Source organism: uncultured Paraglaciecola sp. (genome assembly GCF_913058035.1).
Lineage (GTDB): Bacteria > Pseudomonadota > Gammaproteobacteria > Enterobacterales > Alteromonadaceae > Paraglaciecola.
The window spans coordinates 1-25,854 of sequence record NZ_CAJXPA010000054.1 but is presented as its reverse complement, the minus strand read 5'-3'; the positions used below and the strand labels follow the sequence as shown (position 1 = coordinate 25,854).

General features: G+C 41.6%; 29 protein-coding genes. 20 read left to right on the top strand and 9 right to left on the bottom strand.

Annotated elements, in window-relative coordinates; all coding sequences use genetic code 11:
- Window positions 1–338: 338 nt before the first annotated feature.
- The 14 genes from QZ562_RS09235 to QZ562_RS09170 all read left to right on the top strand — a co-directional run bounded on the left by QZ562_RS09235 (window position 339) and on the right by QZ562_RS09170 (window position 12,712).
- Window positions 339–1,295, top strand: a complete 957-nt coding sequence (locus QZ562_RS09235; RefSeq protein ID WP_293759335.1) for a porin — start codon at window positions 339–341, stop codon at window positions 1,293–1,295.
- 67 nt (window positions 1,296–1,362) lie between these two features.
- Window positions 1,363–2,646: an urea ABC transporter substrate-binding protein gene (urtA, locus tag QZ562_RS09230; RefSeq protein ID WP_293759334.1), complete on the top strand. Its 1,284-nt coding sequence runs from the start codon at window positions 1,363–1,365 to the stop codon at window positions 2,644–2,646.
- A 115-nt stretch (window positions 2,647–2,761) separates the two neighbouring features.
- The gene (gene urtB, locus QZ562_RS09225) at window positions 2,762–4,423 is read left to right on the top strand and encodes an urea ABC transporter permease subunit UrtB (protein ID WP_293759333.1); all 1,662 of its coding nucleotides are present in this window, start codon (window positions 2,762–2,764) and stop codon (window positions 4,421–4,423) included.
- Window positions 4,423–5,568 (top strand): urea ABC transporter permease subunit UrtC, encoded by a 1,146-nt coding sequence (urtC, locus tag QZ562_RS09220; protein WP_293759332.1) that lies wholly within the window; start codon window positions 4,423–4,425, stop codon window positions 5,566–5,568. The genes urtB and urtC overlap by 1 nt, the downstream gene beginning before the upstream one ends.
- The gene (urtD, locus tag QZ562_RS09215; protein WP_293759331.1) at window positions 5,565–6,374 is read left to right on the top strand and encodes an urea ABC transporter ATP-binding protein UrtD; all 810 of its coding nucleotides are present in this window, start codon (window positions 5,565–5,567) and stop codon (window positions 6,372–6,374) included. The genes urtC and urtD overlap by 4 nt, the downstream gene beginning before the upstream one ends.
- Window position 6,375: 1 nt before the next feature.
- A complete protein-coding gene (urtE, locus tag QZ562_RS09210) occupies window positions 6,376–7,071 on the top strand; it encodes an urea ABC transporter ATP-binding subunit UrtE (protein ID WP_293759330.1) in 696 nt (231 codons plus the stop codon).
- 50 nt (window positions 7,072–7,121) lie between these two features.
- Complete coding sequence (locus QZ562_RS09205) at window positions 7,122–8,012, top strand: urease accessory protein UreD (protein ID WP_293759329.1); 891 nt, start codon at window positions 7,122–7,124, stop codon at window positions 8,010–8,012.
- Window positions 8,013–8,054: 42 nt separating this feature from the next.
- Complete coding sequence (gene ureA / locus QZ562_RS09200) at window positions 8,055–8,357, top strand: urease subunit gamma (protein WP_007636723.1); 303 nt, start codon at window positions 8,055–8,057, stop codon at window positions 8,355–8,357.
- Between the two features lie 27 nt (window positions 8,358–8,384).
- On the top strand, window positions 8,385–8,690 hold the full coding sequence (locus QZ562_RS09195; RefSeq protein ID WP_293759328.1) for an urease subunit beta: 306 nt from the start codon (window positions 8,385–8,387) through the stop codon (window positions 8,688–8,690).
- A gap of 2 nt (window positions 8,691–8,692) precedes the next feature.
- A complete protein-coding gene (ureC, locus tag QZ562_RS09190) occupies window positions 8,693–10,396 on the top strand; it encodes an urease subunit alpha (RefSeq protein WP_293759327.1) in 1,704 nt (567 codons plus the stop codon).
- Window positions 10,397–10,604: 208 nt separating this feature from the next.
- The gene (ureE, locus tag QZ562_RS09185; RefSeq protein ID WP_293759326.1) at window positions 10,605–11,084 is read left to right on the top strand and encodes an urease accessory protein UreE; all 480 of its coding nucleotides are present in this window, start codon (window positions 10,605–10,607) and stop codon (window positions 11,082–11,084) included.
- Window positions 11,032–11,778, top strand: a complete 747-nt coding sequence (locus QZ562_RS09180; protein ID WP_363315344.1) for an urease accessory protein UreF — start codon at window positions 11,032–11,034, stop codon at window positions 11,776–11,778. Before ureE ends, QZ562_RS09180 begins: the two co-directional genes overlap by 53 nt.
- Window positions 11,779–11,861: 83 nt before the next feature.
- Complete coding sequence (gene ureG / locus QZ562_RS09175; protein ID WP_293759324.1) at window positions 11,862–12,479, top strand: urease accessory protein UreG; 618 nt, start codon at window positions 11,862–11,864, stop codon at window positions 12,477–12,479.
- Between the two features lie 50 nt (window positions 12,480–12,529).
- On the top strand, window positions 12,530–12,712 hold the full coding sequence (locus tag QZ562_RS09170) for a hypothetical protein (protein ID WP_293759323.1): 183 nt from the start codon (window positions 12,530–12,532) through the stop codon (window positions 12,710–12,712).
- 361 nt (window positions 12,713–13,073) lie between these two features.
- Here the strand turns inward: QZ562_RS09170 and QZ562_RS09165 are convergent, their stop codons facing one another.
- Together QZ562_RS09165 and QZ562_RS09160 are read right to left on the bottom strand one after the other, a co-directional pair.
- A complete protein-coding gene (locus QZ562_RS09165) occupies window positions 13,074–13,655 on the bottom strand; it encodes a hypothetical protein (protein WP_293759322.1) in 582 nt (193 codons plus the stop codon).
- Complete coding sequence (locus QZ562_RS09160; protein WP_293759321.1) at window positions 13,648–14,145, bottom strand: RNA polymerase sigma factor; 498 nt, start codon at window positions 14,143–14,145, stop codon at window positions 13,648–13,650. The genes QZ562_RS09165 and QZ562_RS09160 overlap by 8 nt, the downstream gene beginning before the upstream one ends.
- A 176-nt stretch (window positions 14,146–14,321) precedes the next feature.
- Between QZ562_RS09160 and QZ562_RS09155 the strand changes: the two genes are divergently transcribed.
- Window positions 14,322–14,588 (top strand): hypothetical protein, encoded by a 267-nt coding sequence (locus tag QZ562_RS09155; RefSeq protein WP_293759320.1) that lies wholly within the window; start codon window positions 14,322–14,324, stop codon window positions 14,586–14,588.
- Here the strand turns inward: QZ562_RS09155 and QZ562_RS09150 are convergent, their stop codons facing one another.
- Window positions 14,589–15,482 carry a DMT family transporter gene (locus QZ562_RS09150; RefSeq protein WP_293759319.1) on the bottom strand — a complete coding sequence of 298 codons (894 nt, stop codon included), beginning with the start codon at window positions 15,480–15,482 and terminating at the stop codon, window positions 14,589–14,591.
- 73 nt (window positions 15,483–15,555) lie between these two features.
- Between QZ562_RS09150 and QZ562_RS09145 the strand changes: the two genes are divergently transcribed.
- The 3 genes from QZ562_RS09145 (at window position 15,556) to QZ562_RS09135 (ending at window position 18,302) form a co-directional block, all read left to right on the top strand.
- Window positions 15,556–17,019 carry a M20 family peptidase gene (locus QZ562_RS09145; protein WP_293759318.1) on the top strand — a complete coding sequence of 488 codons (1,464 nt, stop codon included), beginning with the start codon at window positions 15,556–15,558 and terminating at the stop codon, window positions 17,017–17,019.
- 61 nt (window positions 17,020–17,080) lie between these two features.
- Window positions 17,081–17,611 carry a cytochrome b gene (locus tag QZ562_RS09140; protein WP_293759317.1) on the top strand — a complete coding sequence of 177 codons (531 nt, stop codon included), beginning with the start codon at window positions 17,081–17,083 and terminating at the stop codon, window positions 17,609–17,611.
- 1 nt (window position 17,612) lies between these two features.
- A complete protein-coding gene (locus tag QZ562_RS09135) occupies window positions 17,613–18,302 on the top strand; it encodes a VIT family protein (protein ID WP_293759316.1) in 690 nt (229 codons plus the stop codon).
- 115 nt (window positions 18,303–18,417) lie between these two features.
- On the opposite strand, the gene QZ562_RS09130 is transcribed toward QZ562_RS09135, so the two are convergent.
- Together QZ562_RS09130 and proB are read right to left on the bottom strand one after the other, a co-directional pair.
- Complete coding sequence (locus QZ562_RS09130; protein ID WP_293759315.1) at window positions 18,418–19,668, bottom strand: glutamate-5-semialdehyde dehydrogenase; 1,251 nt, start codon at window positions 19,666–19,668, stop codon at window positions 18,418–18,420.
- A gap of 43 nt (window positions 19,669–19,711) precedes the next feature.
- The gene (gene proB / locus QZ562_RS09125) at window positions 19,712–20,809 is read right to left on the bottom strand and encodes a glutamate 5-kinase (protein WP_293759314.1); all 1,098 of its coding nucleotides are present in this window, start codon (window positions 20,807–20,809) and stop codon (window positions 19,712–19,714) included.
- A gap of 268 nt (window positions 20,810–21,077) precedes the next feature.
- Between proB and QZ562_RS09120 the strand changes: the two genes are divergently transcribed.
- Complete coding sequence (locus tag QZ562_RS09120; RefSeq protein ID WP_293759313.1) at window positions 21,078–23,534, top strand: M1 family metallopeptidase; 2,457 nt, start codon at window positions 21,078–21,080, stop codon at window positions 23,532–23,534.
- Window positions 23,535–23,541: 7 nt separating this feature from the next.
- The gene (locus tag QZ562_RS09115; protein WP_293759312.1) at window positions 23,542–24,048 is read left to right on the top strand and encodes a DUF6702 family protein; all 507 of its coding nucleotides are present in this window, start codon (window positions 23,542–23,544) and stop codon (window positions 24,046–24,048) included.
- 252 nt (window positions 24,049–24,300) lie between these two features.
- Here QZ562_RS09115 and QZ562_RS09110 read toward each other — a convergent pair whose 3' ends face one another.
- The 4 genes from QZ562_RS09110 to QZ562_RS09095 form a co-directional block, all read right to left on the bottom strand.
- A complete protein-coding gene (locus QZ562_RS09110) occupies window positions 24,301–24,612 on the bottom strand; it encodes a DUF6482 family protein (protein ID WP_293759311.1) in 312 nt (103 codons plus the stop codon).
- 116 nt (window positions 24,613–24,728) lie between these two features.
- Complete coding sequence (locus tag QZ562_RS09105; RefSeq protein WP_293759310.1) at window positions 24,729–24,920, bottom strand: tyrosine-type recombinase/integrase; 192 nt, start codon at window positions 24,918–24,920, stop codon at window positions 24,729–24,731.
- A gap of 246 nt (window positions 24,921–25,166) precedes the next feature.
- The gene (locus QZ562_RS09100; RefSeq protein ID WP_293759309.1) at window positions 25,167–25,535 is read right to left on the bottom strand and encodes a tyrosine-type recombinase/integrase; all 369 of its coding nucleotides are present in this window, start codon (window positions 25,533–25,535) and stop codon (window positions 25,167–25,169) included.
- Between the two features lie 2 nt (window positions 25,536–25,537).
- Window positions 25,538–25,771: a phage integrase N-terminal SAM-like domain-containing protein gene (locus QZ562_RS09095; protein ID WP_293759308.1), complete on the bottom strand. Its 234-nt coding sequence runs from the start codon at window positions 25,769–25,771 to the stop codon at window positions 25,538–25,540.
- Window positions 25,772–25,854 lie beyond the last annotated feature (83 nt).

Here is a 25,854-nt window from a genome sequence, read left to right as displayed (position 1 = left end):
GTTTCTATACCTACTCTTTATAAATGCTATTTATAACTGCTATTTATAACTGCTATTTATAACTGCTATTTATAACTGCTATTTATACCTACTTTTATCCCAAGTGCGGCAACAGTCAGCATAACTTATCTGTAATACAGGTTACTTAACCTTACACAAATTCACAGTCCGCGAATATGCGTAGATCGACGTAGTCGATTGCGCACTTCTGCCCATATTAGATATTGACCAAAGCAGAGATACTGTTGCTGCTCTAAAAAGCGCTGTGTTGCAGAATTATCAGCTTTAAAAAGATAACCAAAACACATTTATACTTTCTAATAACTCGGAACAGACACATGAAACGACGCACTAAACTCAGCCCAGTGGCAGCTACATTGTTACTTTCATTAGGCACTATATCTTTAGCTCAAGCTGAAGACCATATGGACAAACTCAGTGTCAGCGGTTTTATTGACATGTCTTACCTTTCTATCGATACCGACGGCACTGGTTCAACTAGCGACTCAGGCATTGATCAAGTTGAATTTAACTTTGCTTATGATTTTGGTAATCAATTAAAAGCTTTTATCGATGTTGAATATCAAGGTAGCGAAGTGGACCTTGAGCAAGCTTTTTTAACCTATGCGGTATCTGATGAATTTTCTGTTAAAGCGGGTCGCTTCTTAAGTTATTCAGGTTGGGAAACAGAAGAACCCACTGGCCTCTTCCAATATTCAGGCACAGGCTATGCAAAGTATTTTTACGGTTATTATCAACAGGGTGTATCGGGTCTTTATAATGGTGACGGTTACGCCGTAGCTGTATCTGTTGTAAACGACCTAGCAGACCCTGAATCAACAAATTCAGAAGAGCCTGGCGTTGAAACTATGATTGCCTTGATGCCAACTGATTCAATCACCATCAAAGCATTTTATTCTTTTGATAAATTAGCGGGCACCAACGAAGACACCACAATGTTCAATATGTGGGCAATGTATGCTGAGGGCCCCCTCACTTTAGCCGCTGAGATCAACGCTTCAGAGTACACATCTCTTGCTGCTGCAGACGCTAGTGGCTACTTACTTATGGCCAACTATGCGTTCGATACATTTGGTGTGACTGTGAGATATCACGATTACGAAGTCGAAGATGCTACCGGAATGACGTGGGAAGACATGAGCGCTATCACTATTGCACCAAGCTATGCAGTCAACGACAACTTGTTAATGGTATTTGAATACCGCATGGACTCCGACGACGTAAGTGGAATAGATTCAGACAGTATAGCTATCGAGGCGCTCATTACCTTCTAAGTCGATTTTAAGCACTTTGTAAGTGTTTTTTATAAGTAAAACAAACACATAAATAGGAAAAAAAATAATGAAACTAAAAAAACTCATTGTTGCTAGCTCAATTATTGCTAGCAGCTTAGTCGCTCATATGTCTCTCGCTGCCGACACCATCAAAGTCGGTGTTCTACATTCGTTGTCAGGCACCATGGCGATCAGTGAAACAACACTCAAAGACACAGTGCTGATGATGATTGAAAAACAAAATAAAAAAGGTGGCATCTTAGGCAAAAAACTTGAAGCCGTAGTCGTTGATCCTGCATCAAACTGGCCGCTATTTGCGGAGAAAACCCGTGAGCTGTTAGCTAAAGACAAAGTCGATGTTATTTTTGGTTGCTGGACCTCTGTATCGCGCAAATCAGCGTTACCTGTTCTCGAAGAACTGAATGGTTTGTTGTTTTATCCGGTGCAGTATGAAGGTGAAGAGTCCTCTAAAAACGTATTTTATACTGGCGCGGCACCTAATCAACAAGCTATTCCAGCCGTTGACTATTTAATGAATGATATCGGTGCTACTCGCTGGGTTCTCGCTGGAACTGATTATGTTTACCCACGTACCACCAACAAAATTCTTGAAGCTTATTTAAAAGCAAAAGGTGTAAAAGACGAAGACATTATGATCAGTTATACACCTTTTGGTCATTCTGATTGGCAAGGCATAGTGTCTGACATTAAAACGTTTGGTTCCACAGGCAAAAAAACCGCTGTTGTGTCTACCGTTAACGGTGACGCAAACATTCCATTTTACAAAGAATTAGGTAACCAAGGTATATCTGCTGAAGATATCCCTGTTATTGCATTTTCTGTAGGTGAAGAAGAGTTATCCGGTTTTGATACCGCACCTTTAGTGGGTCATTTAGCTGCTTGGAACTACTTCCAAAGTGTAGAGTCCGAAGAAAATGATACCTTTATTGCACAATGGAAAGAATATATTGGTGACGACAAACGTGTCACTAATGATCCAATGGAAGCCACTTATATTGGTTTTGAGATGTGGGTAAAGGCAGTTGAAAAAGCGGGTACAACTGAAGTGGACGCTGTTGAGCAAGCCATGATTGGTATAGCAGTACCTAACTTAACAGGTGGAACTGCAGTCATGAATGCTAACCATCACTTATCCAAGCCAGTACTTATAGGTGAAATCCAAGACAACGGTCAATTCGAGGTGGTATGGGAAACCCCAGATACTGTGATTGGTGATGCTTGGTCTAACTTTTTACCTAGCTCTCAAAACCTCATTTCTGATTGGACGGCACCGGTGAACTGTGGGAACTTTGATGTCAAAACAGCGAAGTGCTCTGGTCAAAATTTCTAAGTTTAATATGTGTGTAAGGTGGCTGATAATTTTACAATAAAACTGTCCCTATTTGTTCGGCTTCTTGTGTTTTTTGGAGCCGGACTTTTTTAATTCACAGGGCAAGGAATAAGCAATGCACCGAATATTTTTACTATTGCTGTTGTTAGTAATATCTGGGCAAAGCTATGCCATAAAAGCAGAGGTTAATGACGAAATTAATAAAAAAGTTAATAAAAAGACTCATTCAAAACTGACCTCTCTGGTCAATAAGCTACCCACGACCACATTACGCAATATGGCTCCACTCATCGAGCAAATATCCCAAACCAAAAAACCGCTAACACGCAACGTATTACAATTTATGCTCGACGGTGAACTGTATTACTTAAAGGCAAATAAGCAACTAGTACGTGCTCAAGATGCAGCAAACAGACTGTATAAATTAACAGACCTGTTGACAGGACAATCACTGCCAGACGTAAAAAAATCTAAACTATCCAAAGTCAGAACCAACAACAGATTACGCAGTTCACTGCGCAGCATAATTGCCAAAATAGACTTAACTGACGAAAACAAACAAGTGCGCTTACAAGCAGTACAACAATTGCTCAGTTCACCTGGTAAAGAGTCAACCGCTATCATCACTGAACTGATTGACAACGAGAAAGATCAAGATGTGCAGGCACTGATGGCCACAACTTTATTTTTACAACAATTAAAAGCTGGTGACCACGCCGAAAAGATTGAAGCATTGCGACAACTTAGCGGTTCGTTAGAGCCCACAGTCAAAAACGAGGTGGTGCGTTTATTAGCAAACCTGCCCGAAAAAGAACCCAGTGCAGAGCAACAAATTCTCCAAGAAGCCTTAAGTAACATCCTAGAAGAAATCGAAACTCGAGCCAGCTTCTATAGCCTATTGGAAACCGTGTTCTTTGGCTTAAGCCTGGGTTCAGTATTGCTATTAGCGGCTATTGGTTTGGCTATCACCTTTGGGGTGATGGGCGTGATCAATATGGCACACGGCGAAATGATTATGTTAGGCGCTTACACCACTTATGTCATCCAATTAGCTTTCCCTTCGATGATTGAATATTCATTACTGATTGCCGTACCCGCCGCGTTTATTGTGTCGGGAAGTGTAGGGATCATCATCGAACGCGGGGTTATCCGCTTTTTAAAAGGTCGACCATTAGAAACTCTGCTAGCCACATTTGGTATTAGTTTGATTTTACAACAACTGGTGAGAACCATTTTCTCGCCCCTAAACCGCCAAGTCATCAGCCCAGAATGGATGAGTGGTTCATGGCAAATCAATCCTATTTTTTCTCTGACCTTCAATCGTCTGTACATCATAATATTTTCTATTTTTGTATTTGTTTCTTTGCTGATGATCCTTAAAAAGACCTCTCTAGGTTTACATGTACGAGCAGTCTCCCAAAACCGTGACATGGCGCGGGCGTTAAGTATCAAAAGTGATTGGGTAGACGCGATTACTTTCGGCCTTGGCTCTGGCATTGCTGGGGTGGCAGGCGTGGTATTAAGTCAATTAACCAACGTAGGACCCAACTTAGGTCAAGCCTATATCATTGATTCATTTTTAGTCGTGGTGTTTGGCGGTGTCGGTAATTTATGGGGCACCTTGGTTGCAGCCATGTCACTTGGGCTAACCAATAAATTCCTTGAACCAGTAACAGGTACAGTATTGGCCAATATCATCGTGCTGGTTGGCTTAGTGTTATTTATTCAAAAACGTCCCAAAGGGCTATTTCCACAAAAAGGGCGGTCTACAGACTAATGCATACACACACAACGCAAGACAACACAAAGCAGTCGCTTTTTCATAGTAAAAATCCGCTGCACCTGACTATTGGAATATTGTTAATCACAACCTTACTAGTGACGTTAGGTAATCTGTTTTTCCCCGAGTCGTCGGCATTACATGTTAGCGATTATACCGTTAGCTTATTGGGTAAATACTTATGTTATGCCTTACTTGCCTTGGCAGTAGATTTAGTTTGGGGTTATTGCGGTATTTTAAGCTTAGGTCATGGTGCTTTTTTTACGCTAGGCGGCTATGCAATGGGCATGTACCTAATGCGCCAAATTGGTGATCGCGGTGTCTACGGCAACCCTGATTTACCAGACTTTATGGTCTTCCTAAACTTGACAGAGCTACCTTGGTTTTGGGCAGGCTCCGACAGCATAATATGGATGGTGTGTATGGTATTTTTAGGCCCAGGTTTGCTGGCCTTTATTTTTGGTAGTTTAGCTTTTCGCTCACGGGTGAGTGGGGTGTATTTATCGATTATGACTCAGGCCATGACTTACGCATTAATGCTGGCTTTTTTTCGTAATGAAATGGGCTTTGGTGGTAACAATGGCTTGACAGATTTTAAAGAAATATTTGGCTTTTCGTTGCAATCACCGAATACCAAACTAGGTCTGTTTATCGCTACGGCTGTTGCTTTGGCTTTAGCTTATTGTGTATGTCACTTTATCGTTAAATCGAAAATGGGCAGAGTGGTCACTGCCATTCGTGATGCTGAAAGCCGAGTGCGATTTGTGGGTTATAAACCCGAGCATTACAAAGTATGGATTTTTGTGGTTTCAGCTATGCTTGCAGGCCTTGCGGGTGCTTTGTATGTGCCACAAGTAGGTATTATTAACCCCGGTGAGTTTTCACCACTGAACTCTATTGAAATGGTAATTTGGGTCGCTGTAGGTGGCAGAAACTCTTTATATGGCGCGATTATCGGCGCCATTATTGTCAGCTACGCCAAAACCCGTTTTACCGCCATTATGCCTGAGGCTTGGTTGTTTGCTCTCGGCGGTCTATTTGTATTGGTCACTTTGCTACTGCCCAAAGGTATCGCAGGATTAATACCCAGCATCAAACAGAAGTTTTCAAAAACACCTGATTCAATGGAGCAAAACTCATGACCGTTGATAAGGCAGGTTCGCCATTAACTGCCAGTGAAAACATTGTGCCTGATACCCGTCATGGTGTGATTTTATATGTAGAAGACGTGAACTTAAGTTTTGATGGATTTAAAGCACTGAACAACTTAAATTTATATATTAATGACGGAGAATTACGCTGCTTGATCGGCGCAAATGGAGCGGGTAAAACCACATTAATGGATGTGATCACTGGCAAAATTCGCCCTGACAGCGGTAAAGTTAACTTTGGCCAAAAAGTAGATTTATTACAGTTGGATGAGTCTGAAATTGCGCGAGCTGGTATTGGCCGAAAATTCCAAAAACCGACGGTGTTTGAAGCGTTGTCTGTGTTTGAAAATATCGAACTTAGCTTTAAAGGTGATAAAGGGATTTGGACAACACTATTTCACAAATTATCCGGTGAGCAAAAAGATCGCATTGGCGAAATTCTGCATACTATCGGCCTAACCTCTGAGTGCCATTATCCAGCAGGCAGGCTGTCCCATGGGCAAAAACAATGGTTGGAAATTGGTATGTTATTAGCTGCAGAACCTAGGGTATTATTGGTGGACGAGCCAGTGGCAGGCATGACAGGTCAAGAAACCGAACGCACTGCAGAATTACTCACCTCCTTGGCAGGCGAACATTCAGTGGTGGTGGTAGAACATGATATGGCTTTTGTGCGCTCTATTGCTAAAAAAGTATCCGTTCTACATCAAGGGGCAGTATTGGCAGAAGGATCTATGGCAGAAATTCAAGCTAATCCTGATGTTATTCGTGTGTATTTAGGTGAGGAACAAGGCTAAGATGATCACATTAAGCGCAGTGAATCAAAAATATGCTGGCACTCAGATTTTATGGGATTTGGACTTAACAATAAAACCTGGTTCTCGCACCTGTATTATGGGCCGTAACGGGGTAGGAAAAACGACCTTATTAAAAACCATCATGGGCCTGTTACCCGTTAGTTCTGGCAAACTTACCTTTGGCGAACAAGATATCACTCATAGTTCAGTTGAATTACGTCCAGATATTGGTATAGGCTATGTACCTCAAGGGCGTCATATTTTCCCTCAGCTAACGGTTGAAGAAAACCTCACTGTCAGCTTGAATTGTCGACGTCAAACCAGTAAAACCATACCTGAACATGTATTTGAGCTATTTCCGGTATTAAAGGAAATGCTGCATCGCCAAGGTGGAGACTTGTCTGGTGGTCAGCAGCAGCAACTTGCCATTGGACGAGCATTGGTGTTAAACCCAAACGTGCTTATCTTAGACGAACCGAATGAAGGTATTCAGCCAAATATTGTGCAACTTATCCGTGATGTGTTGCTTAAACTCAATACAGAGCAGGGCATGACTATCATTCTGGTCGAACAAAAATTACCTTTCGCTCGAGCCGTGGGTGAAGAGTTTGTGTTGATGGAAAAAGGCCAAGTAATATCGACTGGCCCGATGGCAGAACTGACAAATGAGTTGGTTGGTGAATATTTAGCCGTTTAAACGATGTTTATATTTATTTTTTATAGAGAGCTTTCACCCTTAGGTAACAGATGACCGAAGCAGCATTAGACACAGTAAAAAGTCGGTGGTTAGCCAGCTTAGCATTGCAGTTGGGGCATTCGGCATATGGCACCCAACTGACTAAAACCAAACGTTGTGGGCCCTTGACCATTCAAAAAGCCTTTTACCCCGAAGGCAGAGATTGCGCACATTTGTATTTATTACACCCACCAGCAGGCATAGTATCTGGCGATGAACTTCACATTAGTATCGATGTGCAGCAAAACGCCCACACCTTGGTGACAACACCTGGGGCAAACCGTTTTTACCGGGCTCGCACCGATTTATCCATTGGCGATCCAAAACAAACACAAGTCACTGACATTAGCGTAGAGGCAGATGCTAAGTGTGAACATTTCCCTCTTGAAACCTTGGTATATAACCAAGCCAATGGGGTCAATAACGTCGAAGTTAGACTCCATGCTTCCAGCGTCTATTGTGGCTGGGATATGACCTGTTTAGGTTTACCTAGCTCAAACGAAAACTTTACTGGCGGGCGTTTTACTCAGCTCAATACTCTCTACCGTGATGACATTATGATTTATCACGATAGAGTATTGATTGAGCCCGAGAGTAAAATTCAGCATCACGCTGCCGGTTTAGCTGGCAATACGGTATTTGGCACCTTTTTAGCCTATGCACCCAGCGACCAAGTCAGTAACGAACAAAGAGCACAGTTGATTGCACAACTTAGAGCGGTAATTGAGGAACATAATGCCAGCTCATTAGTCAGCATTACCGATATACGGCAACTATTAGTGATGCGTTATTTGGGGCATCAAGCGCATCAGTGCAAACATTTATTTATTGAACTGTGGAAACTAGTGCGCCCTGCGTATATAGAAAAACAAGGCGTACAACCCAGAATTTGGTTTACCTAAAGGCTGTTTTCATAGGCCTAATTTTAAAACATAGAGAATAAGATGGATTTATTACCAAGAGAAAAAGACAAACTGCTGTTGTTTACTGCAGCCTTACTAGCAGAACGCCGCCTTAAACGTGGGGTCAAGCTTAACTACCCAGAAGCCATGGCTTATATTTCTATGGAAATTATGGAAGGCGCTAGAGACGGCAGAACTGTGGCAGAAATGATGGACTATGGCCGAACTTTACTAACCCGTGATCAGGTCATGGAGGGAATTGCAGAACTTATCACCGATGTGCAGGTTGAGGCCACTTTCCCTGATGGCACTAAATTAGTCACCGTGCATAACCCAATTGTTTAGAGACAAAGCAGATATAAGGCGAAAGATATGATCTTAGGCGAAATCAAAACTGACGCAGGCGAGCATTTACTCAATGTGGGTCGCGAAAAACGTAAGATAACCGTTGCCAACTCTGGCGATAGACCGATTCAGGTAGGCTCACATTATCATTTCTATGAAACCAACGCGGCACTGAGCTTCGACCGAGAAAAAAGCAAAGGTTATCGCTTAGATATCACCTCAGGTACAGCCGTACGATTTGAGCCGGGACAAGAACGCGAGATCACTCTAGTACCTTTTGCAGGAAAACGCAGGGTGTATGGGTTTAGAGCCCTAGTGCAAGGAGAATTGTAGTTATGGCTAGTATAGATAAACACGCTTACGCACATATGTTTGGACCCACAGTAGGAGACCGAGTTCGCCTTGCTGACACAGACTTATGGCTCGAAGTAGAACAAGACGCGACCACTTATGGCGAAGAAGTCAAATTTGGCGGGGGTAAGGTCATTCGTGACGGTATGGGTCAAAGCCAAGGTTCATGTAAGGACACGCCAGATTTGGTGATCACCAATGCATTGATCGTCGACCACTGGGGCATCGTCAAAGCTGATGTTGGCATCAAAGATGGTCGTATTGCCATAATAGGAAAAGCAGGTAACCCTGATATTCAAGATAATGTTGACATTGAAATCGGCCCTGGTACCGAAATCATTGCCGGTGAAGGTCTAATCCTCACGGCTGGTGGCATCGACGCACACATTCATTTTATTTGTCCTCAACAAATCGACGAAGCCTTAATGTCGGGTGTGACCACTATGATAGGCGGTGGCACTGGCCCAGCGACAGGTACCAACGCTACCACTTGCACACCAGGCCCGTGGAATATCCACAAAATGCTGCAAGCCACTAATGACTTCCCTATGAATTTTGGCTTTTTAGGTAAGGGCAACGCTAGCTTACCTTTGGCTTTAGAAGAACAAATTGAAGCGGGGGTATGTGGATTAAAGCTTCACGAAGATTGGGGCACCACACCCGCAGCAATAGACAATTGCTTATCGGTCGCAGAAAGATACGATGTGCAAATCGCAATCCATACCGACACTTTGAATGAATCGGGTTTCGTAGAAGATACAATAGGGGCATTTAAAGGCCGTACTATTCACACGTATCATACTGAGGGCGCTGGTGGCGGGCACTCACCCGATATTATTCGTGCTTGTGGTGAGCCGAATGTGTTGCCATCATCAACTAACCCAACACGCCCCTACACCATCAATACTATTGATGAACATTTAGATATGCTGATGGTCTGCCACCATCTAGACCCCTCAATTCCTGAAGATATTGCCTTTGCCGATTCACGGATTCGTAAAGAGAGCATTGCCGCCGAAGACATCATGCATGACTTAGGTGCCATCAGTATGATTGCCTCTGATTCACAAGCGATGGGCCGAGTAGGTGAAATGATCACCCGCACTTGGCAAACCGCGCACAAGATGAAGCAACAAAGAGGGCCATTAGCCCCAGATACTGAGCGTAATGATAATTTCAGGATCAAACGTTATATCGCCAAGTACACTATCAACCCTGCCATCAGCCACGGTATTAGCCATGAAGTAGGGTCGATTGAAGTAGGTAAGTTAGCTGATTTAGTATTGTGGAAACCTGCTTTTTTTGGCATTAAGCCGGCAATGATCATTAAATCAGGTTTTATTGCCGCCGCCCCTATGGGCGATGCCAACGCATCGATTCCCACCCCGCAACCGGTTTATTATCGCCCTATGTTCGGCTCGTATGGTTTAGCCTCGGCTAAAATATCGATGACCTTTATGTCTAAGGCTTCTATCGACTTAGGTGTGCCTGAAAAAGTAGGCATGACACGGATGATTGGCGTGTGTAAAAACACCCGTAACATCGGCAAAAACGACATGATCCACAATAGCTGGCAACCACACATCGAGGTAGACGCACAAACCTATGAAGTGCGTGCCAATGGTGAGTTACTCACTTGTGAACCAGCTACAGTATTACCTTTAGCCCAACGTTACTGTTTATTTTAGCTACTGTTTATCTTAGCTACTGTTTATTTTAATGAATCTGCATAGAACGCTCTTATGCTGCATTGTTTTTGTTTTTTGATGAGTCACATATTACTTATATGCTCCTCACCGGAAAAGCTCGACGGCTTTGCCTAAAATCGTTCTATTTTGCACAAAACGACTTTGCAGATTGCATTATAAATTTGAAAAACTAGGAATTGAATAAAACATGTTACAAGCATTTGAACGCCTTTCTCAGAGTCATGAAACCAGTCATAACACCATTCATGATTCAGTGACGCTAGATCAAGACACTCGCAAAAAAGCGCGGATTAAAATCAGCACAGACCAAGGTCAAACTTTGGGGGTTTTTATGCAACGAGGTCATCCTTTGCTAGTAGGCGAAGTATTAAAAACCGAGTGTGGCTTATTGATTGAGGTAAAAGGCAAAGCAGAAGAGGTATCCACCGCTATCGCCACCAACTGGATGGACTTTAGTCGTATTTGTTATCACCTAGGCAATCGCCACACGTCTTTGCAAATTGGCGAATTATGGGTGCGCTTTAAACCTGATCACGTGTTAGAAGAGCTAGCCGAAAATTACGGTTTATCGATTGATCGGACAGCGGCGGTATTTGAGCCCGAAAACGGCGCTTATGGAAGCCAAAAGCACGGCCACGGCCACATTCATTCCCATTCTCATGATTGAAAGCACGACTAAGCACAGCCCGTTAACACTCAACCGGCTATTGCAATTATGCAGTGCCAATTTACCTGTAGGCGGGTTTTCGTTTTCTCAAGGATTGGAGTATGCGGTGGAAATGGGCTGGGTGAATAACCCCGAATCCACCAAAGAGTGGATCAGTTTTAACTTACATCAGTCTATTGCTTATACCGACTTGGCCTTGTTAAACCGTCTGCAAAAAGCATTAGTAGAAGATGATTTTGGCCGTTTTCATAGATGGAACCAACACGCCCTAGCGTGCCGTGAAAGTAACGAATTATATTTAGCCGATGTGGCTATGGGTAAGGCGCTGATGCGTTTACTCAAGGATATTAAAAGCATTGATAGTCTGCACTATGCGCAGTTAATCAGAGAAAAAGAAATCAGTTTTGTGAGTGCCTTTGCTTTAAGTGCTTTCCTGTTTGGACTTGAATTAAATGTAATGCAAAGTGGTTTTTGCTGGGCCTATATCGACAACCAGGTTGCTGCCGCCACAAAGTTAGTGCCGCTAGGTCAAACTCAAGCGCAAAACCTGTTGTTTGAATTATCCGAACAAGTTGAACAAGCCATCGACCAAGCCAATCAAATCGATGATGAAAATATTGGTGCCAGCTTACCGCGCTTAGCTATGGCCAGCGCTTGGCACGAAACCCAATACACACGTTTGTTTCGTTCTTAAGCGAAGAACATAAATTTAGAACACTAACAAAGAACGTAAACAAAGAACGTAATCAATAAATTTTATTTAAGAAGAAGTGAATTATGACAAAAAACAAACAAATTTTACGAATCGGTGTAGGTGGTCCCGTAGGATCGGGTAAAACGGCTTTATTGCGTATGATATGTCTTGAACTCAGAGATAAATACGATATGGCCGTTGTTACTAACGATATCTATACTCGTGAGGATGCGGAGTTTCTAACCCGCCATGGTGCACTTTCAGCAGACCGTATTTTAGGCGTAGAAACAGGGGGTTGCCCACACACCGCCATTCGCGAAGATGCCTCGATGAACCTAGCCGCTATTGATGACTTGCAAGAACGTCACCCCAATTTAGACTTTGTACTCATAGAGAGCGGCGGCGACAACCTGAGCGCCACTTTTAGCCCAGAACTATCAGACTTAACCTTATACGTGATTGATGTGTCAGCCGGAGATAAAATACCCCGTAAAGGGGGTCCTGGCATTACCAAATCAGACTTGTTGATCATTAACAAAATTGATGTGGCTGAGTTAGTCGGCGCTTCATTAGAAGTCATGGCACGAGATGCGAAAAAAATGCGTGGTGACAAACCTTTTGTTTTCAGTAATATGAAAACCAAGCAAGGCCTAGACGACATCATCCAATTTATTGAAAAAGAAGGCATGTTGCAGATATAAAAACTGCACTAAATTAACTCAATTGAAAATTAACTAATTAAGGAACCTCCATGAAATACTTATTCACATTGATATGTCTTATCGTCACCAGCAGCGCTATGGCACACGAAGATCACGCACTTGGCGAAGGCGTACACTTTGCCTATCACATCGCTTTTTGGAGCTTATGCGCACTGGTAATCTATAAAAGTGTTGAGTGGTTTAAAGCGAAAAAGAACAGTAAGCAAAAGTAAATCTTAAGGAACAGGTGTCATTGACTAACATTTTTATACCCGCTTTGTAGCGGCAGAGCAGAAGAATGCGCTGCCGCTTATCGACATCCCGTACGGTGCCCACGTGCTAATTTTGACTCGAATCCCTTCTGGGCGGTGACCTTTTTTTCTGCCACTTAGAAAAGGTCACTGCCTAATAACCACCTGAGGGCAATGGCAAACTCAATTAATGTCCTAGCAAAATAATTGGGGTCTTAGCAAACTGATGTAATGGCTTAGCTGTTTGAAATTTTTAGCCAACGAAACGCTATCACGCAACTCATTCTTTGGATTTTTTCCTTGACTCAGTGTGCTCGATTTTACCAAATTAGGGGAAGATCAATCAAACCTTACCGCCCTCTAGTAAATCGTTCAGTTCTAACAACTCACGACTAAATCGTTTTTTGCGCTTAAACGCCCAAACCCAAATACAAGGCAACATGACAGCAATGATTGCAAATGTAATTATTGCTTTATGAATAAGCTTATCTGTTGGAAATACCTCAAAATAGTACAAACCGCCATGTAAAACGAGCATTATCAACGCAGTAAACCATACTGAGTGTAAACTCAAATTAGCGATCTTGATGTTACTTTCAATTTGTTTTTGCAATTGTTTGATGTACTGATCTGTTGATGCATTTGACCAACCAAAAGAAAAGCGACGTAACCAGGTTATGTAAGCAACTACAAATACTGAAAGTGACAAAACACCAAGCATCAGTGTCATAGTAAAGTTATCTAACTTTTCAGACCTGTGCCATATCAAAGCAAAAGGTGCTGCTACACTCAATATATCCAACACGACATAACAGCGTTGTTTTAACTTTATTTTACGCCACTTTTTAGATACTTTTAAAAGATCTGTTGGCACCACTTTTTGTTGTTGCCAAAGTTGACTTAAGGGGTCGTGATTGTCAGGCATGATGGATGTTCTCCATTAATGTTTTTCTCGCTCTGTTAAGTATCACCCCAGCGTTGGTGCTACTTATGCCACAAGCATCCGCTATTTCGCTATAACTCAGCCCTTCCATCGACATAGTGACAACTTGGCGTGTTTGTATGGGCATTTTTCTGATTTCATTAAGCATGGTTTGAATCTGCTGTTGTTGGGCTATTTGCACATCAGTACTGGTAAGGTGACTTGGCTGTGGGGTCTCTATTTCACAATACGAGTCGTTTCGAGGCTGTTTGGCGTGATAGGCAACATGGGTAATTGCTTTGTTATGAGCGACACGCAATACATAAGTTTTAACACTGCTTTCACCTTTGAATTTTTCTAATGCCTGCCACACGGCCAAAGAAATTTCTTGCAGCAACTCTTGTCGCAAATGAAAATTTGCTTCATAAGCCGCAGACACACGGCCTAATAAGGCGGCATGCTGTTGTAAAATCTGTCTAAAATCCTTACTCAAGTGGCTCAGTTTTCCCTAAAAAAAGACAATTAAAATCAGTGGTTCAATAACATAGTCTGTAACGCCATAAAAATATTACAAATAGTCTGTAATATTTTTATGGCGTTACAGACTATTGGTTTAAAGGTAAATGAGATAAGTACATTTATCATTAACAAGTTACTCAGGAGAAACCTATGGACCCACTTAAAATTACGCTAATATTATCAATAGTCGCCATTATTTCTTTGGCTATATGTTGGATAGATCACAAGAATAACTGGCAATTAGCAGACTGGCTAAATGGCCGCTGTAGCAACCCTTTTACTCAAACACAACAAGCCACGAAAAGTCTAAACGTTAAAGATCTGCTGATCCAACAATTGACTGAAAGAGTGCAAGTCTTAGAAAAGATTGTCACTGAGCCTAGTTATGAATTGAATAAAAAACTTAATAATCTTTGATCACTTACGCTTATTCAATGGCAATGGCAGTTTACCCATCGCGACTGCATTGCCTAACATTACTATGGCTACACCAATAAATGCCTCAGTGTGCCACTGATAACCTTCAAATAAAGTCGACAAAATCAACGCGACTATCGGATAAACCAGCACCACATAGGCAGCTTTATCTGAGCCCATTTGTTTAACTAACTGCATGTAACTACCAAACGCCAAAACTGAACCAAATACTGACAAATAGAACATAGAGTAATAGTAATGAGGATTGGTGGGTATCGTAAATTCAGCGTCATTAAAGATGGCCGCGGTGAAAATAAACACAACGCCATAACTCATGGCCCAAAAATTCATTTGAATAACAGGTGTGCCATGATCAAGGATCAACTCAGAGATGACATTGCCTAAAGAAGCAAAAAAGAACGAAGTAAACGCCAAAGTAATGCCCAGTAGTAGATATTGATTAGCACTGACTTTGTCAAATTCAGGTAAGAATATTAAACCTATGCCAAACATGCCTAAGGTCGCCCCAATCATCACTTCCTTTCGAATAGGTTTTTTCAATAAAACACGTCTTAACAACACGTTGATGTAAATCATACCCGAGCTCATTAATGCCACAATCGCACTAATAATGTACTGTTGGCTTTGATATAAAAGCGTGTAATCGAGCGTATACAAGCATAGGCCTACACCGGCCATTTTGAAGTGGATATGCCTGGGTAAAGAGAAAGATAACTTTTTTATTTTGCAGTAGACAAATAAGATAATCGCGGCAATCAAAAATCGATAAGCAACCGAAAGTGTAGGGTCGACCTCACCAAACTGATAGGTGATAGCCAGCCAGGTTGAGCCCCAAATAAGCACCACGATTGAAAACAGAACCGGGTTAGACAAGGCTTTATTACTCTTAATGAAAGGTTATACTGAATGTTAGTTTACCCAGTAAATAAGAATAAGTGACGTTCTAATGAAAAAAATATTGTTGTCTGCTGCCATTCTCATCGTTGTTGTAGTCGCTATTTTGTTTTATCGCGCCACCAGCGTATTTGAAAACAACCAATATCAAGTTACCCAACCTCTCACACCCATTGCATTAGATGAAGGCGCAGTGTTGGAAAGGTTTAGTCTTGCACTACAAATACCCACCATTTCCTATGATGAATACAGCAAGCTTGATCACTCAGCATTTCAAGAGTTTCACCAACATTTAGCCCAGTCTTTTCCATTAGTACATGCCAAAACCCAACTCACTAAGTTCAATGATTACAGCATGGTTTATCTTCTAAAAGGGCAAAACCCACAACTCAAACCCGCACTTTTCATGGGGCATATGGATGTGGTGCCGGTTGATGAACAAACTAAAGACCAATGGTTACAACCACCTTTTAGCGGCAACGTAGTAGACGGCGTAATTTGGGGTAGAGGTGCAATTGACGATAAGGTCAGTGTGCTGGCACTAATGGAATCCTTAGAGTGGTTTTTAGCAAAAAATAAAATACCCCAAAGAGATATCTATTTTGCCTTTGGTCACGATGAGGAGGCAGGCGGCGCAGGTGCAAAAGCGATAGCCAAATATTTTGTTGAGCAAGGTATCCAGTTTGAATTTATCTTAGACGAAGGTGGCGTGATTACCGACGGTATTATTCCCGGTACAACTCAACCCATAGCTTTAGTGGGAGTGGCCGAAAAAGGCTTTGTGAATTTTAGGCTTAGCGTGAAAGCTGAGGGTGGACATTCATCACAACCACCAGCACATACTGCAGCGGGCATTTTGGCCAGTGCCATAGTGAATCTAGAAAACAACCCGTTTGATACCCGAACTGAGTTTTTTGAATTGATGTTCGATAACATTGGTTATTCGATGCCGTTATCCCAACGTTTACCTCTGGCTAACTTATGGTTATTTGAACCATTAGTACTTAGCAAACTTCTTAAAAGCCCCAGCTCAGCAGCCAGCGCTCGCACTACAACAGCCGTCACTATGTTACAAGGCAGCACTAAGTCAAACGTACTCCCTACTATTGCAACCGCAGTGGTAAATTTTAGAATATTACCCGGCGATACAGTAGACAGTATTCAAGCGCACCTTGAACGCGTAATCGATGACTCTCGAGTGGTACTTTCTGCAGAACTGGCCAACGAAGCATCAGCAGTATCACCCACCGATAATATTGGTTTCAAGTTAATAGAAAGCTCAATCAGACGTTTGAACGACAATGTGCTTGTCACGCCCTACCTGGTACAAGGGGCAACAGATTCAAGGCATTTTCAGGCACTCTCTGATAATATTTATCGCTTTATGATGGTCTCACTCAATCCAGACACACTAAAACAATTCCACGGGCTGAATGAGCAAATTACTGTCAAAGACTATTTCAACGCCATCCAATTTTATTACGCGATGTTAGAGCAAACCGCCAGCGGACAATAGCGAGTCGTAGTATGTTAGATTTATAGCTAAGCTTTATAATGTAGGATTAGAAGAGATATCAATGCAAAACAGATACGCTGCTGTTTCAGTATGGTTACATTGGTTAATGGTACTGATGTTTATAGGTGTTTATTCTACCATTGAACTACGCGTTATATTTCCACGTGGCTCAGAAGATCGCGAACTGATTAAAACTGCACATTTTTTGTTAGGACTCTCGGTTTTTGTAGTGGTGTGGTTGCGTATTTTAGTGCGAGTTGTCACCGAAACCCCAAGCCGTGAAAACTATGGTAAATTTCAGACTTACTTGTCAAAATTTGTGTTCTTTGCACTATATGTATTAATGATTATCATGCCCCTTTTGGGTTGGTCTATCGTCAGTGCCGAAGGGCATATTATTAATATACTGAGCTTTGAATTACCGTCTCTTCTGGATACAAATAAAGATCTTGCCCACGACATTGAAGAAATACACGAAACCTTGGGTAAAGTTGGCTACGGTCTCATTGCCCTACATGCTACAGCAGCTCTGGGTCATCACTATATCAAGAGGGATAGCACCCTGAAACGAATGTTGCGATTTAAGGAATAAAGTGGATTACAATCACGAACACAAATCAGACCGCATAGGTTGGATACGCGCCGTAGTATTAGGTGCCAACGATGGCATCGTATCTACTGCAAGCTTAATAATTGGTGTCGCTGCCTCGCAAGCAGCGGGTGATAACCTATTCACTGTTGGTATAGCGGGTCTAGTGGCGGGCGCAATGTCGATGGCCGCGGGTGAATATGTATCAGTTAGCTCTCAAACTGATATTGAAAAAGCAGAACTGACCCTAGAAAAAAGTCATATTCAAAAAAATTGGACATTAGAAGTAGAAGAGTTAGCTAGCATCTACCAAGAAAGAGGGGTCGAGTCTCGATTAGCTAAACAAGTGGCCATACAATTAATGGAAAAAGACGCCATAGGTAGCCATGCTAGAGATGAACTGGGCATAACCGATTTATCTCAGGGCAACCCTCTACAGGCTGCGATATATTCTGCAGTGTCTTTTTCAATAGGCGCCTCATTACCACTGTTGATGATATTACTGGTTAGTGAGACCACCTTAATACCAGCAGTCATCTGCATTTCACTATTGTCCCTTGTTGTATTAGGCAGCATATCAGCGCACGTAGGCGGTGCTTCCAAAACCAAAGGCGCCCTACGAGTTTTGTTTTGGGGATGTTTAGCTATGGCGGTATCAATGGGAGTGGGTAGTCTATTTAACGTGGGTCTTTAGAATGTTTTTATTCGTCATGTTTAGCTTATGTGTATAAGTATTGATTGTTATTATTCGAAGCTATGCCCGTTACTCGGTATCAAAAGTAACGGGCAGCTTACTCCGAGTTAATTAGCTAGTTACGCACTTCACCATCGCCCATCACGATAAATTTTTCTGTCGTAAGGGATTCTGCACCCATTGGCCCATAAGCATGTAATTTGCTGGTGGAGATACCAATTTCAGCACCTAACCCTAACTGGCCGCCATCAGAGAAACGTGATGACGCATTGGCCATGACCACTGCAGAGTTAATCCGGCGGATAAAAGCTTGAGTTTTAGAATAATCTTGGCTCACAATCACTTCTGTATGACCTGAGCTATATTCTTCAATATGTTCAATTGCCAGCTCAAAATCAGCGACTACTTTCACTGCTATTTCCATAGCTAAGTATTCTGCATGCCAATCTTCTTCGGTCGCGATTTGTGCACCGCTGAAAAAATCGATGCTGTTTTCACAAGCGTGAATAACCGTATCGTACTCGGCTAATAATGCTGCCGCTTTAGGCAAAAACGTTGCTGCGACATCTTGGTGTACTAGTAATGTTTCTAAAGAATTACATACGCCGGTGCGCTGAGTTTTACCATTTTTAAGTATATTCAACGCCTTCACTTCGTCAGCTGCGCTGTCTACATATAAATGACACACCCCTTTGTAATGCTGAATTACAGGGATACGGCTATTTTCACATACAAAACGAATTAGCCCTTCGCCACCTCTAGGGATAATCAAATCAATAGATTCGTCTAGCGTCATCAACTCATTCATCACTGTACGATCTGTATCAGGCACGACTACCACAGCGGCAGGATCGAGTTGCTGTTTGGCCAAAGCAATTTCAATGCACACAGCTAAGGCTAAGTTTGAATGTATAGCTTCTTTACCGCCACGTAAAATCACAGCATTACCTGCCTTTATGCATAACGCAGCAGCATCGATGGTCACATTAGGCCGAGATTCGTAAATCATCGCAATCACACCCAATGGAATACGCATTTTACCCACCTGAATACCACTTGGCATACGTTGAATATTGGCAATATTACCAACCGGATCAGCTTGACCTGCTATCTCAATCACGGCATCAGCAATACCTTGGATACGTTTAGGATCAAGGGCTAATCGGTCAAGCATGGCCGCGTCTAAGTTATTTTCTTTAGCTGCGTCTAAGTCCTTAACATTAGCGACTAAGATGCTATCAGTATTAGCTATAAGTGCTTGGGCGATATCAGTTAATAACTGATTTTTTTGCTTCGCTGTTAAGTTAGCGACTTGACGTGCTGCCTTCTTGGCTTTTAGTGCCGCTTCGGCAATTGAGAAACTCATTCTATTGATCCTTTTATAAACATGTAATCTAAATGCTAGATACTTAAAGTAGTACTAAATCATCACGATGTATTGCTGTTTCGCCCAAAGAGTAGCCCAAAGTAGCTTCAATTTTTTGGCTGTTTAACCCCTTTATTGCGTTTAAATCAGATGCGTTATACAAAACAATGCCTTTGGCTATAGCGTTATCCTGATAGATCACATCAACCGCTTCGCCAGACAAAAACTGACCATTAACTTTAATAATGCCAGACGGTAACAACGATGCACCTTTTTGTAACAATGCTTGTTGAGCACCATAGTCAATATCTATCCTACCTCTGACTTTTAATGTGTGCCTTAACCAATTATCACGAGCACTGTCTAAGCTTTTATTTGGCTTGAATAATGTGCCGGGTGAGCGCCCGTTGGCCAGTTCTTCAAACACTGTTTTATCTCGACCATTAACAATTAAAGTTTGAATACCCGAATCAACACATTTTTGTGCTGCTTGAATTTTAGTGTGCATACCACCGGTGCCTATGTCGCTGCCAGCACCGCCCGCTAACCGATAAATGCTGTCATCAATAACGGTCACTTCAGGTATTAACTTAGCCGTTGCATTGCTTCTTGGATCAGCATCATATAAACCGTCAATATCAGAACAAATAATCAGTGTATCTGCCTCTGCTACCAATGCTGTGTAAGCAGCTAGGTTATCGTTGTCACCCACTTTTAGCTCATTAATTGCCACAGTATCATTTTCGTTCACTATAGGTAGCGCATGATTTTTTAGTAGTTCGCGTAAGGTGTTTTTGATATTGACGTAACGGGTGCGATTATGTAAATCATCGGCAGTCAGCAATATTTGCGCGCAATCAAAATCAAACAAACTGGCCCAATTCGCCATCATTTGAGTTTGGCCTATCGCAGCCATGGCTTGCTTCTCAACAATAGAAGGGCTGTGCTTAAATGCAATTTTACCTTTACCTGCGGCAACACTGCCTGAAGAAACCAAAATCACTTCTTTGCCCTGTTTTCGACTATTGCTAATAAATTTGGCAATATGTAATAGAAACTCCTGACTGCATTGATTATTATTAGGTGCAATCAAGCTGCTACCGACTTTAATCACTGCCCGTTTCCAGTTAACCTCAAACATATCTTACCTCGCTGCGTTAGAGGCGTAGAGTACGATAAAATTAAGGATTAACAAGCGAATGTAGTTATAAGCTATGATCTAAAAATCAACTAGTTATAAATTCATTCATGCAAAAGCAATCGTTATGAATGAAAAGTGCAATCAAAACGTTCTTAATATAAGTTAGTCAGGTCAAGAACTGTTCGCAAAATTATCATAAAATAAGTACCAGCAGATAAAAATAGCAAAAACGCCGTCAATCACTATTTTTTTAATATCAGGGAATACAATGTTTAAACCATTTATTACGATAGCATTGCTTTCGTTTGCAGCTATTAGCTCGGCAAACTCAGCAATTAGCCAAACAAAAGGTGATTTTGAAGATAAGTTTCGTCAATTAGACGAATCATTGCCTACCCCCAATGTTTACCGCAATGCAGCTGGAGAACCCGGCCATGAATATTGGCAACAGCAAGTAGATTACAAAATCAAAGCAACGTTAGATGAAAAAAAACGTCGAATTGAAGCTAGCCAAGACATCACTTACCATAACAATTCACCCGATACGCTCAAGTACCTTTGGGTGCAATTAGATCAAAACAAATTCCGTAATGACTCGATGTCTGCCATGACAACCACCTTTGGTGGTATCGGCAATCGAGGACCAGCATCGTCAGCGGCCTCTAGTAGCAAACCAGCGCAGCTTAGCTTGGGCGCATTGCGTCGTCAGCAATTTACTGACGACAATGTTTTGGGCTACAACATTGGATCGGTCAAAGACAACAAGGGCAAAAATCTTAAACACACTATAGTAGGTACCAATATGCGTATCGACTTGCCTGTTCACCTAAAGTCAGGTGATAAAGTTGAATTTTCCATCGACTTTGCCTTCAATATTGTAGAAGAAGATGCGGTTTCAGCACGCTCAGGATACGAACATTTTCCTGATGACAAGCGTGAGGGCGGTAATGATATATTCTTAATAGCTCAATGGTTTCCCCGTTTACACGCTTATACCGATTATGAAGCTTGGACCAACAAAGAGTTTATTGGACGTGGTGAGTTTACCCTAGAGTTTGGTAACTACGACGTTGAATTAACCGTTCCAGCTGACCATATTGTTAGCTCTACTGGTGCATTACAAAACCCTAAAAATGTATTGACATCAACGCAACGCAAACGCTTAGAAGAAGCAGAAAAAGCTGATCGTATTGTGTTTGTGGTAACCGAAGAAGAAGCGTTAGAAAACGAAAAATCCGTTACTGATAAGTTTAAGACATGGAAATTCAGCGCTAAAAACGTTCGTGATTTTGCTTGGGCTTCGTCACGTAAATTTATGTGGGATGCTCGGGGCCACCAACAAGGTGGTGACGACCAACCTCTTGTCATGGCGATGTCTTTTTATCCAAAAGAAGGCGGCGATTTATGGAAGAAATATTCTACTGAAGCCGTGATCCAAACGTTAGAAGTGTATAGCCGTTTTTCTTTTGACTATCCTTATCCAGTAGCTCAATCAGTAAACGGACCAGTAGGTGGAATGGAATATCCGATGATCACTTTTAATGGCCCTCGGACAGAATTACAAGACGATGGCAGCCGAACCTATTCTCAAGCAGAAAAGCGTTTCTTAATCGGGGTAGTTATCCATGAAGTAGGACACATTTACTTTCCTATGATCGTCAACTCAGATGAACGTCAATGGACGTGGATGGATGAAGGCCTAAACAGCTTTTTAGACGGTGTAGCAGGTCGTGAGTGGGATCCAACTATTCCTTGGGGCGTAGAACCTCGCGATATAATCAGTTATATGAAATCTTCTAATCAAGTACCTATTATGACTCAGTCAGATAGCGTTTTACGTTTAGGCCCCAACGCTTACACCAAACCTGCTGCAGCATTAAATATATTGCGTGAAACTATTTTAGGTCGTGAATTATTCGATTTTGCCTTTAAAGAATACGCACAGCGCTGGAAATACAAACGCCCTACACCTTCAGACTTTTTCCGTACGATGGAAGAAGCCTCGGGTGTTGATTTAGACTGGTTCTGGCGCGGTTGGTTTTACAGTACAGATCACGTGGACATCTCCTTAGATAAAATTTCTAAGTTGCGCTTGGATACTAAAGATCCTGATATTGACTTTAATCGTTTACGTCAGGAAGAATTAGACAAGCCCATATCTTTGACCGACGAGCGTAACAAAGCCGAAGGCCAAGAACTTTGGGTAGAACGTTTTCCAGATATTGTAGATTTTTATGACAAAAATGACCGTTTTACTGTCACCAACAAAGAGCGCAACAAATACAAAAAATTCCTTAAAAAATTAAAACCTTGGGAGAAAGCCGCTTTTGAACGTGCGATAGAAGAAGACCAAAACTACTACGTGTTGGAGTTTTCGAATAAAGGTGGCTTGGTTATGCCAATTATCTTAGAACTCACTTTTGCTGATGGCACAATGGAAAACCAATATATTCCAGCTGAAATTTGGCGTCGCACACCTGATGCAGTGAATAAGTTAATTATTACTGATAAAGATAAAGAACTAGTGAGCGTTACAATTGATCCACGTTGGGAAACAGCAGACGTTGATGTAAACAATAACCATTATCCACGTCAAATTATCCCGTCACGTATTGAAGCCTATAAAAAGAAAAAGAGTACCAAAAAAGTATCTCGCGACATCATGCAAGACATTAAAACTGAGCTGAAAAAAGACAGTGAAATTAATATCAATGAAGGTAGCTAAAACAACAATGAATAAAATCATTCATTGGATAATAGGAACGCTGCTTTTTGCAGCGTTCTCACTTTCGGCTCACCAACAAAAGTCGGCGATTAGTACCATTTTATTTAATCCTCGTACCAAAAACATCGAAATCATGCACCGCTTTAGGGTTCACGATGCCGAACATGCTGTGAAACAAATATTTGGTAAAGATGCGGACATCATTGACTCAAAGAAAACTCAAAAGCAATTTGGCGACTATGTTAATCAGCGCTTCAATTTGTTTGATAATGATGAACAGCTCATGCCACTAAAAATGGTGGGGGTCGAACTAGATGGTAAATTTTTCTGGGTATACCAAGAAACAGCAATCACTTCAGTACCCAACCAATTAGACAATATGACAATCCGTCATGACGCGCTGCGTGACATTTGGCCAGAGCAGGTCAATACCATTAACGTTGAAGGCAAAGGAAAATTACAGACGGTAACATTTACCGACTCTGTCGAGTTGCTAACACTGACATTTAAATAATAAAAAAAACCATGCACCAAGGCTGTTCTAGCTCAATATGAGAAATTAATAATGACCTAAAATCACCTCAGTTAAGACATTATCTAACAGAGGTGAATACTATTTGGGAGCTAATACTGTACGACCCCGTTGCTTGGGGCTCTATACTTGGCATTATTATAATGGTGTCTATGGGTGCTTATTATGTGTACTTATTTATTCACAATGCTAAAAAAAAACTTAAAATTTTAAAGCACCACTTAACGCAACTAGTTAATAAGGCTGCGCCATGGAAAAAGGCAGGGTACAGGCTTGTTGCCTAGAATCAGGATTACCTATCATCTCATCGTAGGGTGATTCATGTAACATTTGTGCAGCTAACACTTTACAGCCATCAAACGCATCTCGGATGAACTGCGAGCTATGAAAACGTTTAGGGCTGTCACCTTCATATACCATACCTGTAACGTCACCAACGGTAAGCTTAACCAGATATACATTCATCTCAAATGAACATACAGTTAACATATCCACAGTGATAGAATTCGTTTCTATATCCTTAATCCAAAATTTAGTTTGTTGCATATACCTTGCTCTAGGTAAATAAGTTAGTGATCAACATACGTCATCATTAACCAATTGGTTCAGCCATCACTTATAGGTATGCAACCCTTACATAAGCTTTACAAAAATAAACGTCATCAAAAAGCAAGACATTGATCAGGTAAATCGATAGGACTTATTATGCCTGCTCGTCTGCTACCCATCGCATGTGTGGATATTTCTGTCGTTCTAAGATCAGCATGTTCCAACAATTCTTGTACTGTCCGAATATCCGCTCCTGACTGTAATAATCGCGTTGCACAAATTTGTCTGGCGCTAAAATTGAACATCCGCAGGATGGCCCGAAGGGTAAAATGCAAGAACGTATTTTATTAATGAGTGCCGAAAAATACGAGCAGTAACCCGTTTAATCACACCTGATTGAGTTACAGCTTGCCTTAAAGACTCGGCGTAGGCGGTTTCATGTATAGGATGGCGGCATACATAATAACCATCAATTGGATGCGAGCAACGCACACTAGACGGAAACATGAATTGCCAACTCATTTGTTTAGCCGCCTTACCGTACTTTCTAATTAACGAAGAGGCAGGGATACAGTACCAAAACTCTCGCATATATCTTTATCGTGACATTCCTTAGCGGTAGTAATCTGGCTTTTAATAGGCTCAACAAGGGATTGTGGTAACAGCGTATACCTATCATTCCCACCTTTACCTCTAAATATATAAATAGACTTATTTACAAAATCGATAATCTTTATACATAAACCTAAAGCTGCGTGCACCCGCAAACCACATCCATAAAAAATACCTGCTACAAGCGAGTACTTACCAGACATACACATGAATATTTTTTGTACTTCCTGTGCATTTAACACAGTAGGTAAATTTCTTGGCTTTTTAGCATAGCCAAATTTTAGCTCTTTGAACTCTCTTTCCAACATGCTTATACATAAATATAAGCACATAATGCTTGATTTTGTGTGGCCGCACTCACGCCCCTAGAAACAGCAAGATAAGACAAAAATGTCTCTAGCTCTTTATTGCCCACTGCATTTGGATACTTTAAATGACGAAAACGAATAAAGTATCTTGCCCAATACAAATAAGACTTTTCAGTTTTCAAACGGTACTGTTTTGTGCGAATAACCGCTCGAATTGATTCTATAAAAGGAGACATATTGATTTCCCTAAATTTTGTATATGTATACAGTTACAATGCAAAAAGAGGATGTTGCAATATTTTCAATGGGCATAATAAGC